This is a genomic window from Pseudomonas sp. LG1E9, assembly GCF_003290225.1.
Classification (GTDB): Bacteria; Pseudomonadota; Gammaproteobacteria; order Pseudomonadales; family Pseudomonadaceae; genus Aquipseudomonas; species Aquipseudomonas cyclaminis.
Map to the genome: position 1 here is coordinate 4,956,616 of NZ_CP029983.1, position 15,453 is coordinate 4,972,068.

The 15,453-nt window shown below is 61.1% G+C and carries 8 protein-coding genes; 3 read left to right on the forward strand and 5 right to left on the reverse strand.

Annotation, left to right across the window (positions count from 1 at the left end; genetic code table 11):
• Positions 1–13: 13 nt before the first annotated feature.
• The 4 genes from DNK50_RS22675 to pap form a co-directional block, all read right to left on the reverse strand.
• Complete coding sequence (locus DNK50_RS22675) at positions 14–574, reverse strand: fimbrial protein (RefSeq protein ID WP_099586339.1); 561 nt, start codon at positions 572–574, stop codon at positions 14–16.
• 50 nt (positions 575–624) lie between these two features.
• On the reverse strand, positions 625–1,146 hold the full coding sequence (locus DNK50_RS22680) for a fimbrial protein (protein WP_099586340.1): 522 nt from the start codon (positions 1,144–1,146) through the stop codon (positions 625–627).
• Between the two features lie 489 nt (positions 1,147–1,635).
• The gene (locus DNK50_RS22685; protein ID WP_112196328.1) at positions 1,636–2,820 is read right to left on the reverse strand and encodes a thiolase family protein; all 1,185 of its coding nucleotides are present in this window, start codon (positions 2,818–2,820) and stop codon (positions 1,636–1,638) included.
• 312 nt (positions 2,821–3,132) lie between these two features.
• On the reverse strand, positions 3,133–4,647 hold the full coding sequence (pap, locus tag DNK50_RS22690) for a polyphosphate:AMP phosphotransferase (RefSeq protein ID WP_112196329.1): 1,515 nt from the start codon (positions 4,645–4,647) through the stop codon (positions 3,133–3,135).
• A gap of 141 nt (positions 4,648–4,788) precedes the next feature.
• Between pap and mnmC the strand changes: the two genes are divergently transcribed.
• Positions 4,789–6,786 (forward strand): bifunctional tRNA (5-methylaminomethyl-2-thiouridine)(34)-methyltransferase MnmD/FAD-dependent 5-carboxymethylaminomethyl-2-thiouridine(34) oxidoreductase MnmC, encoded by a 1,998-nt coding sequence (mnmC, locus tag DNK50_RS22695; protein WP_112196330.1) that lies wholly within the window; start codon positions 4,789–4,791, stop codon positions 6,784–6,786.
• Between the two features lie 10 nt (positions 6,787–6,796).
• On the opposite strand, the gene DNK50_RS22700 is transcribed toward mnmC, so the two are convergent.
• Positions 6,797–11,632 carry an NEL-type E3 ubiquitin ligase domain-containing protein gene (locus DNK50_RS22700; protein WP_112196331.1) on the reverse strand — a complete coding sequence of 1,612 codons (4,836 nt, stop codon included), beginning with the start codon at positions 11,630–11,632 and terminating at the stop codon, positions 6,797–6,799.
• Positions 11,633–11,872: 240 nt separating this feature from the next.
• Here DNK50_RS22700 and DNK50_RS22705 point away from each other — a divergent pair, with 240 nt between their 5' ends.
• Together DNK50_RS22705 and ngg are read left to right on the forward strand one after the other, a co-directional pair.
• A complete protein-coding gene (locus tag DNK50_RS22705; RefSeq protein ID WP_099586345.1) occupies positions 11,873–13,645 on the forward strand; it encodes an N-acetylglutaminylglutamine amidotransferase in 1,773 nt (590 codons plus the stop codon).
• A 3-nt stretch (positions 13,646–13,648) separates the two neighbouring features.
• Complete coding sequence (ngg, locus tag DNK50_RS22710) at positions 13,649–15,397, forward strand: N-acetylglutaminylglutamine synthetase (protein WP_112196332.1); 1,749 nt, start codon at positions 13,649–13,651, stop codon at positions 15,395–15,397.
• Positions 15,398–15,453: the final 56 nt, after the last annotated feature.

The following is a 15,453-nucleotide window of genomic DNA, read 5'->3' on the forward strand; positions in this document are numbered from 1 at the left end:
TGCCCGTCAATATTCAAAAATATTCCAACTTGAACCGCACTGCGGCACTGTGGGCCCCCACCACCAGCGGCAATCCATTACCGACCAGAAAGAATCTGTAGTTGAGTGTCATATCGCCCTCTCTCAACGGAGTCGGCGTCATGCGCTGCCCGGGAATACTTTCTTCGCCAGCAGCGTCCACAATGTGCAAGGCAACGCCCTGCGAGGCACCAAAGACAGCAAAGGAGAGCCCGGACCTGTCGGTAGGGCCGTCAAATGTCACTCGCATATGCTCCCAATCCGGCAGGGTTTGCCCTGGGCGCAACGGGTCCGGACGAGTCAATGAGCAATTGACCAGACGCAACTGGAAGGGATGGTCCTCCCCACGCGCGTTGCGTAACAGCCGGCCAACCGGCTCCGGCGGCATCTCGATGGTTTGATCGGCATTGCCCAGTTCCAGCCCGCAGGCTGAGTCAACAACCTCTCCCCCTAACAGCACGACCCCTTCGCCCTGCGAAGACACCTGGGCGAAAACGCAGGGGTTGATAAGGGTCGTCAAGGAAGAAGCGAGAGCGAAACGTATGAATGTTTTCACCTGGAACTCCCGTCAGCGTCCCCCGCCACACTGGGTGACGGGGGAGAAACTTACTGATAAGCCAAGGTGAAATTGGTGATGGCGCTGAAATCGCCAGGAATGATGGGGGCCGTCGCGGCGCCTTGCACGTAGGCACCGAACTCCAGCGTGTTGTCGCCAGTGGAAATGATCTGCGGGGCGGTAGGAACGCCCAACTGAACCAGGTCGCCGCCGTGGGTCATCATGATGCCCACGCCGCCTGCGCCACCGACCGTACCGATCGCGCCAGGCACAACGCTGGAGGGTGCACCGGTGAATGTGGTGGTCACGGTGTTATCGGTGAGGTCGGATAGATCGCAGCCTTCAAGCTCGATCAATACACGCCGGGCCTCAGACTTGCCACCCGCTTGCAACTGATGCTTTGCAATCGCACCCAGGCGCACGGTCTGGTCGACAGAGTCCGGCTTGATGGAACAAGCGCCCGAGTGGACTGACCCCAAAAACGTGACCGTACCGTCTGCCGCCTGAGCAACGGACACCGAGCCCGCCAACAGACCGCCAGCCAACAGCGCAACTTTCATTTTGGTTTTCATTCACAGATTCCCACTTAACAAATGTCATTAAAGGCGCCCGGCAGCCGATAAGTGCAGGGCTGATTTAAACGAGCGGTGTCGCCCGCGCCATTAAGTCGGTTGATCCTGAAGTACATTTACAACTTTTTGTATTGCTATTCAGGCTCCGCTCAACGCCAGGAAAGTCTCCACCCTGCACTTTAAAAATATAAGTCGTATACGTCCTATAACTTAGTAGTCGCAAGGCACTAGGACGCGCAGGAAAACATGGCTGTTTTCCAACAAAAATTAAAATAGCTGAAGGAAATGAACTACACGCCGATAAGTATCAAAACTTAATCGTGCGACTTAGCTGTAAGAACCAAACTACAGGCACTAAAAATAACCGCAGTGGCGGGCCAACACTAACTACCGAGTTAAAAAAGTGGTGCCTTGTTATTACTGAACAGTAGATGCGCAGAGAGGGAGCACGCTCCCCCTCTGTATCGATGCGCCAGGAACCCTCGACGACTAGCGAACGGCTTCGAACAAACCCGTCGCCCCCATGCCGCCGCCCACGCACATGGTGACGATGCCGTAACGCAGGTTGCGTCGCTGCAGCTCACGCACCAGATGCCCGACTTGCCGCGAGCCGGTCATGCCGAAAGGGTGGCCGATGGAGATCGAGCCCCCGTTGACGTTGTACTTGGCATTGTCGATTTCCAGGCGATTGCGCGCATACAGGCACTGGGAAGCGAACGCTTCGTTGAGTTCCCACAGATCAATATCCGCCACTTGCAAGCCACGCGCCTTGAGCAGCTTGGGCACCGAGAACACCGGGCCGATACCCATCTCGTCCGGCTCACAGCCGGCCACGGTAAAACCTCTGAAAAACGCCTTGGGCTTGAGGCCCAGTTCCAGGGCTTTTTCCAGGCTCATCACCAGGGTCATCGACGCGCCGTCGGACAGTTGCGACGAGTTGCCTGCGGTCACCGAACCGTCCTCGGCAAACACTGGCTTGAGACCCTGCAGGCTGGCCAGGGTGGTGTCGGGGCGGTTGCAGTCGTCGCGCTCAACCACGCCGTCGAGAATCTGCACCGCGCCGGTGTTCTTGTCCTCGACTTTGTACTTGACCGCCATGGGCACGATTTCATCGTCAAATAGGCCATCAGCCTGGGCTTGGGCCGTGCGTTGCTGGCTTTGCAGGGCGTATTGATCCTGCTCTTCACGGCTGACGTTGTAGCGGCGCGCGACGATTTCGGCGGTCTGGCCCATGGGGAAGTAAATGCCCGGCACCTGCTCTTTCAGCAGCGGGTTGATCAGGTTGTCGGTGTTGACGCTTTTCATGGTCAGGCTGATGGACTCCACGCCACCGGCGACAATGATGTCGCTGCACCCCGACGCAATCTGGTTGGCCGCGATGGCAATCGCCTGCAAGCCCGACGAGCAGAATCGGTTGAGGGTCATGCCCGCCGTACCAGTACCCAACTGCGACAGCACCGCCACGTTGCGCCCGATGTTGTAGCCCTGTGCGCCCTCGTTGGAGCCGGCACCGACGATGCAATCCTCCACCGTGGCCGGGTCGATGCCGTTGCGGGTCAGCAGCGCATTGACGCAATGGGCCGCCATGTCATCCGGGCGGGTCTGGTTGAACTTGCCGCGAAAGGACTTGGCCAGGCCGGTTCGTACGCTGTCGACGATGACTACTTCACGCATGGGCTACCTCGATCTTGTGGTTATGGGGTATGGATCGAGAATAGATGCAGGCCCCCACAGCCGCGATGATCATTCATCCGGCATATACAAAACCATGGCCGGGCGAGGCGATGGGGCTATTGGGGGAACCGGCTCGTTGTGGTGAACCTGATCCCTCTGGTGAACCTGATCCCTGTGGTGAGCAGGCTTGCCCTACGCTGGGGCGCGAAGCGGCCCCAATCCAGTCGACGCGTTTTTTCAGGCAAAACTGATCGGCAGTGTTGGGGCTGCTTCGCAGCCCGGCGCAGGGCAAGCCTGCTCACTACAAAAACGTTATTTCTTTTTCTTCTTATAGTGCTTGTCGGTTTTGTCGAACGCCTCCTCCAACGCACGGTTGATCGTGCGCAGCACCTTGACCCGCGCCCAGCGCTTGTCATTGGCCTCCACCAGGGTCCAGGCCGAGATTTCGGTGCTGGTACGGTCCACCATATCGCCCACCGCAGCACGGTAGTCGTCCCATTTGTCGCGGTTGCGCCAGTCGTCTTCGGTGATTTTGAAGCGTTTGAACGGGATTTCCTCGCGGGCCTGGAAACGCTCCAGCTGGGTGTCCTTATCAATGGCGAGCCAGAACTTGACCACGATCACCCCCGCATCGCGCAGTTGCTCTTCGAAGTCATTGATCTCGCCATAGGCCCGCATCCAGTCTGCCGTGCTGCAAAAGCCTTCGACGCGTTCCACCAGCACGCGGCCGTACCAGGAGCGGTCGAACACGGTGAACATGCCGCGCGCCGGGATCTTCTGCCAGAACCGCCACAGGTAAGGCTGGGCGCGTTCGTCTTCAGTGGGCGCAGCTATCGGCACGATGTGGTACTGGCGCGGGTCCAGCGCCGCGGCCACCCGACGGATCGCACCGCCCTTGCCCGCTGCATCATTGCCTTCGAAGACGCTGATCAACGCGTGCTTGCGCATGCGTTTGTCGCGCATCAGGCCAGAGAACCGTGCCTGCTCGGTGATCAGCTGTTCTTCGTAGTCGTCCTTGTCCAGGCGCAGGGACAGGTCGAGGCTGTCCAGCAGGTTCTTCTGGTCAACCGAAGGGATCAGAGGTGCGGGGTTCATGCCGCTGGCCTTGCCTTTGGCCTGCTTGAGCGCATTTTGCAGGCCATCCAGAAGGATCTTGCCCACGGTCAGGCTGCGGTAATGCGCGTCCACACCTTCGATCACATGCCAAGGCGCATAGTCGCGGCTGGTACGGCGCAGAATGCGTTCGCCGAAGTGCACAAACTTGTCGTAGGTCTCGGACTGCTGCCAGTCCAGCGGGCTGATGCGCCAGCTGTGCAGCGGGTCGTCGGCCAGGGCCTTGAGCCGCGCTTTCATCTGTTTCTTGGACAGGTGGAACCAGAACTTGAAGATCAGAGCACCTTCGTCGCAGAGCATTTTTTCCAGGCGCTCGGCGCCGGCGATGGCCTGGTCGAGCCGTGCGTCCTTGATCTGCCCGTGCACACGGCCCTGCAGCATCTGGCTGTACCAGTTGCCGAAGAAGATGCCCATGCGCCCCTTGGCCGGCAGCTGTCGCCAGTAGCGCCAGGCCGGTGGTCGGGCCAGTTCTTCGTCGGTCTGCTGGTCGAAGGTGCGCACTTCGATCAGGCGCGGGTCCATCCATTCATTGAGCAACTTGACGGTCTCGCCCTTGCCCGCGCCTTCCACGCCGTTGATCAGGATGATCACCGGGAAGCGTTTCTGCTGTTGCAGCTCGTACTGCACTTCCAGCAAGGCCTCGCGCAGGGCCGGCACTTCGGCCTCATAGGTGTCTTTGTCGATGGCGTGACCGATTTCGGCGGATTCGAACATGGGCAGCTCCGTTTCAAGATGGCTCAAGACTAGCGGATTGGGCCGCAACACGCGGGAGGAAATTGCACATGCGCTTGCCATGGGTCAATTCAATGGCGGTTGATCAGCTAGAATGGCCGCCTTGTCTTCTTCGAGCCGCCCATGAACCCCGTATCCCACGCCCAGCTCGACTGGGATGACCAAGGCCGCCCGCACTCGCGGGTCTTCGACGATGTGTACTTCTCCGACAAGTCGGGCCTGGAAGAAACCCGCTACGTGTTTCTCGAACAGAACCGTCTGCAGGCGCGTTTTGCCGACCTGCCCGAGGGCGCGTGCTTTGTGATCGGCGAGACCGGCTTCGGCACCGGGTTGAATTTCCTCTGCGCGTGGCAGTTGTTCAATGAGCACGCACCGGCCAGCGCCCGACTGCATTTTGTCAGCGTTGAAAAATACCCGCTCAGCCCCGCCGACCTGACCCGCGCCTTGTCCCTATGGCCGGAGCTCAAGGCCCTGGCCGAGCCACTGCTGGCGCAGTACATCGCGATTCATCAAGGTTTCCAGCGCCTGGTGCTGGACAGCGGGCGCGTCACCCTGACCCTGTTGATCGGCGACGCCCTGGAGCAATTGCCTCAGCTGGATGCCCAGGTCGACGCGTGGTTTCTCGACGGTTTCGCCCCGGCGAAAAACCCCGACATGTGGACCGCCGAGCTGTTCGCCGAGCTTGCCCGGCTGGCGGCACCCGGTTCAACCATCAGCACGTTCACCAGCACCGGCTGGGTCCGGCGTCTGATCAATGCCGCTGGCTTCAAGATGAAACGCACCCCCGGCATCGGCCACAAATGGGAAGTGCTGCGCGGCGAGTTCCTCGGCTGGCCGGACGACGTGCCACCTCCCGCCGCCCTCAAGCCCTGGTTTGCCCGCCCGCCCGTGCACACGGGCGAGCGCCGCGCCTTGGTCATCGGCGGCGGGCTGGCCGGTTGCGCCAGTGCCGCCAGCCTCGCGGCGCGGGGTTGGCAGGTCAGCCTGCTGGAACGTCACGCAGGGCTCGCTCAGGAGGCTTCCGGCAATCCGCAGGGCGTGCTCTATCTCAAGCTGTCGGCCCATGGCACGGCCTTGTCGCAGATGATTGTCAGCGGATTCGGCCACACCCGGCGCCTGCTGCAACACCTACAACGCGGTGTGGAGTGGGACGGCTGCGGCGTGCTGCAATTGGCCTTTAATGCCAAGGAGGCCGAGCGCCAGGCGCAGCTGGCCCAGGCGTTCGCGCCGGAACTGTTGCATCTGCTGGATAAAGACCAGGCCCAGATTCAGGCTGGCGTTACCTTGGCCACGGGCGGGATGTTTTTCCCCGAGGGTGGCTGGGTTCATCCGCCGGCGCTCTGCCAGTGGCAGGCGCAGCAACCTGGGGTTCAGGTGCTGGCTCACCATGAGGTGCTTGAACTGCGCAAAGTCGACGGACACTGGCAGGCCTGGGAAGGCCAGACGCTGCTGGCCAGCGCGCCGGTGGTGGTGCTCGCCGGCGCTACGGAGGTCAAGCGCTTTGCCGCCTGCGCCGAGCTGCCGCTCAAGCGCATCCGTGGGCAGATCACCCGGTTGCCGCAAACCGCCGCCAGCGCCGCGCTGGCCACGGTGGTGTGTGCCGAAGGTTATGTGGCGCCCGCACGCCTGGGGGAACATACCCTCGGAGCCAGCTTCGACTTCAAGAGCGATGACCTGGCCCCGACGCCCGCCGAACACGCCAGCAACCTGGCCTTGCTGCAGGAGATCTCCACCGACCTGACGCAACGCCTGCACGCTGACACGCTCGCCCCGGAGACGCTGGACGGTCGCGCCGCATTCCGCTGCACCAGCCCGGACTACTTGCCGATTGTCGGCCCGTTGGCGGATCACCCAGCCTTTGCTCACACCTTTGACGCGCTGCGCAAAGACGCGCGCCATGTGCCGCAGACGCCTTGCCCGTGGCTGCAAGGCCTTTACGTCAACAGCGGCCACGGCTCCCGTGGGTTGATCACCGCGCCGCTGTCCGGCGAACTCTTGGCGGCCTGGCTGGATAACGAGCCCCTGCCCCTGCCGCGAAGCGTGGCCGAGGCCTGTCACCCCAATCGATTCGCCATTCGGTCGTTGATTCGAAGCAACGCGGCCAAACCCGAGCAAGGTTGATCAGGCATCCTTAACCAATGGGGAGCGCACACACCTGGGGCGTTTCATCGAGCTTCAGCGCTTCGAGGGTCAAGCGCTCAATTTCGGCTTTTTCCGCCAGCCCTTGTTCGCGCAGTATTTCGTTCATCTGATCACGGTAATCAACGTCGTCAAGGGTCAGGCTCTGGTCGAAGACCGTTTGCATGCGCTGGTCAAACGGCTCATTCAAGGCGTCGAAGGAAGCGCTGGAGGTGCGTTTCAAATAACGCGTCCAAAACGGTAATTCCATCAAAAACTTTATAAGCCTGGGAGACAATTCATCCGCTTTGACTTTAAGTTCGGCGGTGCTCAGCGCCGCTTGCGAAACCCCGGCCAAACGGGAAAAGCGCATGTGCCGGGGTTGCCCCGGCAAATAGAATTTGTCGACCAGCCCCGTTCGGTACGCCAGGCTGACTTCCAACGGATCGGCAGTGGGATGCTCCGTACTGTGGGTTTGCGCCATGCGCTCCAACCGGTCCAGACGGAACAGACCTCGGCCCAGCCTCAACAGTGACTGGGCCGTCACGTGGCCGCCTTCGACCTGTTGCGCCGCCTCGTGAATTTCGACCAATACCTCCAGGTTACTGAAGCTCGTGGCGGCAGCATCGTCGCAATTCAAAGGTGTCGCTGCGCGCTCAAACACCTCCTCACGCAACTCCGCGTGGGCACTCGCAGCCTCCAGCACCCGCCAGACCCGGTGTTCAAGGTCCTCACGCACATGGGTGGAGTCCGCCGTCCCCCCCAACTCCGCCAGCAGCTTGAACAAACCATCAGATCCCGGTTCATCCCGCAGCCCTGACCACGTCGTGCTCCGTTGGGAGTAGTGGGCAAGCCACTCATCCGCCAGCCACAACTCCCGGGCTTTCTGCTCATTCAGACGGGCAATGTCGTCCTCCAGGAACCCCATGCCCACGCCTACGTTGTTGCGATAGTCGCGCAACAATTGACGACTGCGCAGGCCCAGCGGGTTATGGCGCAGATTAATCACCTCGGCGCGCGTGCGTGGCGCGCTGAACAGCCAATCCGGCAGCTCAAGCAGATCATTTTCACGAAGATCGACCTGCTCCAGATAGGGCAAGCGCAACAAGCCGACGGGCACGTTTCTCAACCGGCAATTTCGCAACGCCAGGGTGCGCAGATCAAACATTTTGCTGATCGCAGGCGGATCTATCAGAGGGTTGTTGTTCAGATTGAGCAATGTAAGGCCAGTCAGGCCGGCCAGTTTTGCGCGGTTGTGCTCCGTCAGTTGCAAGCGATTGCTGTCCAGGTACACACGCTTGAGTTCCGGCATCCGCGACAGCACCTCAGGCAGCCGCGTGAGCTGATTGTCGGAGAGTTCCAGCGTGCGCAATTGCTTGAAGTGCTTGAGGAAGTACGCCACATCATCATCAAGCCCCATATGATTCAACGACAAGCGCTGGACATGATCAAAGTTGACCCCTGGCGGCAAGGTCGGCAGTGAGCCCAAGGCCATGCCATCAAGCATCAGGCCGGGCACCTTTTCCCCCAACTCATCGGGCAGCAACGAGGCGTGCTGCCAACTGCTCTCGATTGCCTGCACCGCTTGCAGGCGACTGAGTCGATAGTCCGCCGACGTATAACCCGCCGGCGTCGACGCAACCCTTTCCCTGGCCCACCGGCCCAATGCTCGACGCAATTGCTCAAACTGTTCTTTAAGCGCCTTGACCGCTCTGGCGCGAGACAAGTGATCGGTTCCCAGCGCTTGGAGGAATGTCGCGATGCGCTGATCGTTGAACGACGGGTAGAGTTTGCGCACCTTGCGCACCAGGCCCCTGGGAAACCGGGCCGGTTCCCCAGGCCAGGACTGAATACAGGATGCTGGCATTTCCTTGGGCTCGGCACGTTCGGGCCAGACGAAACGCGAGAGTTGCCTTCGCTGCTTCTGCGCCTGCTCGGTAAGCCGATAACGCAACTGACTCGCGCTTTGCACGTCCATACCGGCCAAATCAACAGGGAGCAACGCATCGACGAGGGCCTGATACTGCCCCTCACGCCCATTGCTACGTATCCCCAGCGGCGCCCCCGTCTCATCGAACGCCTGGAAGTCTGCGCCCACTTTGACCAGGGTACGCGATGCCGTGGCCGTATCGCTGCCGACCTGGCCCAGCAGCCGTCCTGTGGGCGACCCGTCGCGCAATTGCAGCCTCAGGTCAGCCGGCCACCCCTCAAGGCCAGGGGCCAAGCCGAGCACCATGCGGCGTGTCGCATCGTTAGCCAACTCCGGCAGGTACAAGCCGATCAGCGCTTGGTCCTCGACCAATGTATCCAAGGCCTCGCGCGCCTGCTGAGCCAGCCGCAGAGGCACCCGCCCGGTCTGGCGCAACCGCCAGCGATTGGCGGCCGATGCCTGACCTACAACCTCCCTTGACACGCCCAGAGGCAACTGCGGGTAATGGCCCTTGAGCAACCCATGATCGGTCTGATCGATAACATCGCCGTTTTGGTAAAGCGCCTCATAGACCTGTCGATGGCGTTGCTGCAGCGATGCCATCAATCGTTGCTTGAGCACGCCGTGCTCCGCGCCGGACTCAACAGCTCCCCCCAGCAACAGCGCCTTCTCCTCGTGATCAAGCGCGGCCAGCGTGGTTGACATCACCTCGCCGTCCTTCAGTTGTTGCTCGGTGAGGTGGATGCTCAAGTCTTCATAGTCAAACGGCGCCGTATCGGGGTGACACTCAAGCACATACCCTTCAGGGTCCAGCACCTCGAAAAAGCGCCCTTTGGGCCATCCCTCCATAAAGGGCAGGGCCATCATCTGGACCTTTGCGGTAGTGGGATCAAGCGGCGCATCGTGTTCCATTTGCCAGCGCAGATCACGCACCTCCTGGTTGTATTCAAAGCGCAACGCGCATTCATGAAATCGCTCGGACAGCGGGCGGTTCTGCCTCGCCAGTTGTTGCAAGCGCGCCAGGGTCATATCGGTGATGGCGGCAATATCCTGCAGGTGCCCCTCTGGCAACGAGGCCAGGCTGGGGTCCAATCGCTGCAAGATATAGTTGGGGTTATCCCATTCTTCAGGGCGTTCGAACCCAAACTGCCACCCGCCCTGGCCGTTGTGCTGCAACGAGGGTCGGTAGGCAGTGTCGCGTTTCGGGTGACGGGCTCGCCAACGACCGATCCGCTCATCGTAGGCAATCGAGTAAACGCCGCCATCGATCTTGACGTATGACTGGCCATTGGCCTGATACACCCCTTTTGGGCTGGCAACCTTGCCTTCCAGCGTCAACGGCTGTCGATACGGTGTACTGCTTCTACGCCACAAGCGCACCGCGTCATCCGACGGACTGACAGCCTCCACGCCTTCAAAAAAATCGGGTGCCCTGCTGAGTACCCGCCTGGCCACCCCGCCTACCACTTGGACCCCAGTGGCGAACAGCGCCATGGACGCGATGCTTTGCGCCACGTTAATCAGGTGTTCAAGGGCGTGGGCGTTGTCGCGATGTTTCCAGTCTTCCACGCCCTCAAACACCTCACCCAACAACTCGCCAACGGCCACGCCCATCATCAACTGCCCCAACGCCGGCACCACCAGCCCGGCGACATTCAACAGCGTCAAACCGATATTCAGGTAGCGCTGCAGACGCTGCTTACGCGCGTCTTCGTCGACGTCCGCAACCGGTACTGCCAGCTCCCTGGCATCCAACTGCAGTTTTCCGACACAACTGTTGAAAAAGAATGTGGTCAGGCTGGTGAGCACCGGCAAGGGATTCATTTGATTCAGGTTTTTGTCTTTATCGAACTGCTCAAAAAAACTAAGCCGTTCGGACTCATCCAAATAAGCGGCGAATGCGCTGCGATAGCTGGCGACTTCGAGTCTGGAGGTCAAGTAGGTGCTGAAATCGTGCAGCGTCGAGTACTCGAAGAGCGGACGCAGCGGATCTTTGGGCATGTACACCACCAACGGACCTTGGACAAAGTCGGTCTGTGAGTTACCGCAAAACACCAACACACTCCATACACACGCGCCACGAATTTTCAGGCCATGCCATACCAGCGGCCGCCCATTGAACAACAGTTCGTTGAGTTGACTGGCTGCCAGGCCGGTGTTGACGGCCTTGAGTAACAGACCATACGTCGATTCCGCGATGTCGCCCTTGGCGCAGGCGATGTGCAAATCAACTTTCATATCACTGCAGCGCGATTGGCCAATATCGGAGACTGCCGGGTTGTAACCTCGCAAAGCCTCCATGGGCGCTTCATCGGGGCCCGGCAGGTTGAAGTGCTCACGCAAATGCGCCTGGTAGGCTTCGCCCACATCCAGCTCCCGGCAATAACCAATGAACTCATGGGCCTTGGGACTTGCCAGCACCTCCCCTTTGGCACCCTGGCGGATCACGGTTCCTTGCGGCAGACCATCAGGTTCGGCGCGGGATGCGGGAAAGTTTTGCATGGCCGCCTGCAGCAGGCTGTGGTGCTCCAAGGTCTGCGTCTCGATAAGCATGCCGCCCAACAAAGGACTTATGCCGCTGATGGTGCGCCAGGGAATTTCCAGCAGATCATGGTCGAGGTCCAAAGAGCCAAGGCCCTTGGCCGCTAAATACGCCTTGAGCTTTTCGCGGCAAAATTCGTCGAGCGGTTTGATCTGCTTCAGCAGCCGCAAAGCACGCTCGCGTGGGAACTGACTATCGCGATAATCGTCTTCCAGGGCTTTCAAAACCTCAGGTTTGGCTTTGATCAGCCAAGGCGGCAGCGTTGCCTGGAGCACCATGGCTTTATCCAGGTCGCCGGTTATTTCCAACAGCGCGCCGAGCAGTTGGTCCTGCGTCAACGGGTGGGTGACTTGCGCCAGTGAGTGTTGCTGTGTCATCAGCAGGGGTCCTTATTGAGTCGAATGGGCTCTAACAATAGGTCCGGTATCACGGCCAAAGGCGGTATAAAAAGCCGCTGGTTGTACGCTTGCTCCAAGGCCTTTCAAGGGCTGCGGCCATCTGCCTTATAACAGATTGATCTAAAACTCCGCGCATCCACCCCGGTCAGTTTCTGGGTACCCGCCGTTTTGGCGCTTGGTACTTCTTCCCTCCCCAACGGAAAAACCGGTAAGGACTTTATGTGCGGATTAGCTGGAGAACTGCGTTTCGATCACCAACCTGCCGACCTGGCAGCCGTGGAGCGAATCACCCATCACCTGGCGCCACGCGGACCTGACGCGTGGGGTTTCCAGGCTCAAGGGCCGATTGCCCTGGGCCATCGACGCCTGAAAATCATGGACCTGTCGGACGGCTCCGCCCAACCGATGGTCGACGCCCAATTGGGCCTGTCCCTGGCCTTCAACGGTGCGATCTACAACTTCCCGGAACTGCGTGAAGAGCTTGAAGCCCTGGGCTACGCCTTCTATTCCGGCGGCGACACCGAAGTGCTGCTCAAGGGCTACCACGCCTGGGGCGAAGCGCTGCTGCCCAAGCTCAATGGCATGTTTGCCTTCGCCATTTGGGAACGCGACGCCAAGCGCCTGTTCATCGCCCGTGACCGCCTGGGCGTGAAGCCTCTGTATCTGTCGCGCACCGGCCAGCGCCTGCGCTTTGCCTCAAGCTTGCCGGCGCTGCTCAAGGGCGGCGATATCAACCCGATCCTCGATCCGGTGGCGCTCAATCACTACCTGAACTTCCATGCTGTGGTACCTGCGCCGCGCACCCTGCTGGCGGGGATCGAAAAACTGCCGCCAGCGACCTGGATGCGCATCGACGCCGACGGCAAGACTGAACAGAAAACCTGGTGGACCCTGCCCTACGGCCCGCGTGAGGATGAAAAAAACCTCACCCTGCAAGACTGGACCGACCGCGTGCTCGACAGCACCCGCGACGCCGTGGCGATCCGCCAACGGGCGGCGGTGGATGTGGGCGTGCTGCTTTCCGGCGGCGTTGATTCGAGCATGCTCGTCGGCCTGCTGCGGGAAGTCGGCGTACAGGATCTATCGACCTTTTCCATCGGTTTTGAAGACGCCGGCGGCGAAGCGGGCAACGAGTTCCAGTACTCGGACCTGATCGCCAGGCATTACGGCACCCGTCACCACCAACTGCGCATCGCCGAGAGCGAGATCATCGAACAACTGCCGGCCGCGTTCCGCGCCATGAGCGAACCGATGGTCAGCCACGACTGCATCGCCTTCTACCTGCTGTCGCGGGAAGTCGCCAAGCATTGCAAAGTGGTGCAAAGCGGCCAGGGCGCCGATGAGCTGTTCGCCGGTTACCACTGGTACCCGCACGTCGATGGCGCCAGCGACCCCTATGCGGCGTACCGCGAGGCGTTTTTCGACCGCAGCTACGACGACTACGCCGCCACCGTCGCGCCTAAGTGGCTGACCGCCAATGACGCCGCTGGCGACTTCGTGCGCGAGCATTTTGCGATGCCCGGCGCCGATGCAGCGGTGGACAAGGCCTTGCGCCTGGACAGCACCGTGATGCTGGTGGACGACCCGGTCAAGCGCGTCGACAACATGACCATGGCCTGGGGCCTGGAAGCGCGCACGCCGTTCCTCGACTACCGCCTGGTGGAACTCTCGGCCCGCGTGCCAGGCCAGTTCAAGTTGCCCGACGGTGGCAAGCAGGTACTCAAGGAAGCGGCGCGCCGCGTGATCCCGAGCGAAGTCATCGACCGCAAGAAAGGCTACTTCCCGGTGCCCGGCCTCAAGCATTTGCAAGGCGACACCTTGAACTGGGTGCGTGAACTGTTGCTGGACCCGAGCCAGGATCGTGGCCTGTTCAACCCGGCCATGCTTGATCGCCTGCTGACCGACCCGCAAGGCCAATTGACCCCGTTGCGCGGCTCCAAGCTGTGGCAATTGGCGGCGCTGAACCTGTGGCTCAGCGAACAAGGAATCTGATTGATGAAACCCCACGCAGCGGCTTATAGCCAACGCTTGCTCAAGGGCCAGGCGCCGACCTACGAGCGCCTGCAAGCCCGACTGGCCGAAGATGGCAGCCCCCTGGCCGCCGAACCGATTGCGGTGCATTGCGGCTGGGGCCGGTTGTTGATCGGGCATACCTTTCCTGATCCAGCAAGCTTGGCGCAGGCGTTGCTCCACGAGCAGCCCGGTGAGCGCGACATCGCCCTGTATGTGGCCGCGCCCCAGCAGATTCTCGGGATCGACCCGCAGCAGTTGTTCCTCGATCCGTCCGACACCCTGCGCCTGTGGTTTACCGACTACCGCCCGGCTACGCGGGTGTTTCGCGGCTTTCGTATCCGCCGGGTGCAAACCGAAGCTGACTGGCTGGCCGTGAACCAGCTGTATCATGGACGCGGCATGTTGCCCGTCGACGCCGAGCGCCTCACGCCACGCCATCAAGGTGGCCCGGTGTACTGGCTGGCGGAGGATGAAGACAGCGGCGCGGTGATCGGCAGCGTCATGGGCCTCAATCACCAGAAAGCCTTTCACGATCCGGAGAACGGTTGCAGCCTGTGGTGCCTGGCGGTCGACCCGCAATGCACGCGGCCCGGCGTCGGCGAAGTGCTGGTGCGCCACTTGGTGGAGCACTTTATGAGCCGGGGCCTGAGCTACCTGGACCTGTCGGTGCTGCACGATAACCGTCAGGCCAAGAGCCTCTACGCCAAGCTCGGTTTTCGGGCGTTGACCACATTTGCGATCAAGCGCAAGAACGGCATCAACCAACCGCTGTTTCTCGGCCCCGGCCCGCAGGCAGGGTTCAATCCCTATGCGCGGATCATTGTCGAAGAAGCCCATCGTCGTGGCATCGATGTGCAGGTGGACGATGCCGACGCGGGCCTGTTCACCCTCAGCCACGGCGGGCGCCGTGTGCGCTGCCGTGAGTCATTGAGCGACCTGACCAGCGCCATCAGCATGACCCTGTGCCAGGACAAGAGCCTGACTCACAAGGTGCTCAAGGCCGCCGGTCTGCAATTGCCGTCGCAGCAACTGGCGGGCAGCGCCGATGACAACCTGGAGTTCCTCGACGAACACCAGCGCATCGTGGTCAAGCCGCTGGATGGCGAACAAGGCCAGGGCGTGGCGGTGGACCTGCACAGCATCGAAGAGGTGCAACAGGCCATCGAAGCGGCGCGCCAATTCGACAGCCGCGTGCTGCTGGAAAGCTTCCACGAAGGCCTGGACCTGCGCATTCTGGTGATCGGCTTCGAAGTGGTCGCCGCCGCGATCCGCCGTCCCGCTGAAGTGATTGGTGACGGCCATCACTCCATTGGTGCGTTGATCGAAGCCCAGAGCCGACGCCGCCAGGCGGCCACGGACGGCGAAAGCAAAATCCCGCTGGACGCCGAAACCGAACGCACCCTGGCCGCCGCCGGCTACGACTACAACAGCATCCTGCCCCCCGGTAAAACCCTGGCCGTGCGCCGCACCGCCAACCTGCACACCGGCGGTTGCCTGGAAGACGTGACTGCGATCCTGCATCCCACCCTCAAGGACGCCGCCGTGCGGGCCGCCCGCGCCCTGGATATTCCCATGGTGGGCCTGGACCTGATGGTGCCCGCCGCCGACCAACCCGAGTACGTGTTTATCGAAGCCAATGAACGGGCCGGCTTGGCCAACCATGAGCCGCAACCGACTGCGGAAAAGTTTGTGGATCTTCTCTTCCCGCACAGCCAACCGACTGCCCAATGACCTGTGGTGAGCAAGCTCCCTTGCCACACAAGCGCCTTTATCTGATCAGGAGTTTC

Excerpts from the sequence above, each read along its gene's own strand:
- mnmC (WP_112196330.1), top strand. The coding sequence starts at position 4,789 with ATGAACCCCGTATCCCACGCCCAGCTCGACTGGGATGACCAAGGCCGC.
- DNK50_RS22685 (WP_112196328.1), bottom strand. The coding sequence starts at position 2,820 with ATGCGTGAAGTAGTCATCGTCGACAGCGTACGAACCGGCCTGGCCAAG.
- DNK50_RS22700 (WP_112196331.1), bottom strand. The coding sequence starts at position 11,632 with ATGACACAGCAACACTCACTGGCGCAAGTCACCCACCCGTTGACGCAG.
- DNK50_RS22680 (WP_099586340.1), bottom strand. The coding sequence starts at position 1,146 with ATGAAAACCAAAATGAAAGTTGCGCTGTTGGCTGGCGGTCTGTTGGCG.
- ngg (WP_112196332.1), top strand. The coding sequence starts at position 13,649 with ATGAAACCCCACGCAGCGGCTTATAGCCAACGCTTGCTCAAGGGCCAG.
- pap (WP_112196329.1), bottom strand. The coding sequence starts at position 4,647 with ATGTTCGAATCCGCCGAAATCGGTCACGCCATCGACAAAGACACCTAT.
- DNK50_RS22705 (WP_099586345.1), top strand. The coding sequence starts at position 11,873 with ATGTGCGGATTAGCTGGAGAACTGCGTTTCGATCACCAACCTGCCGAC.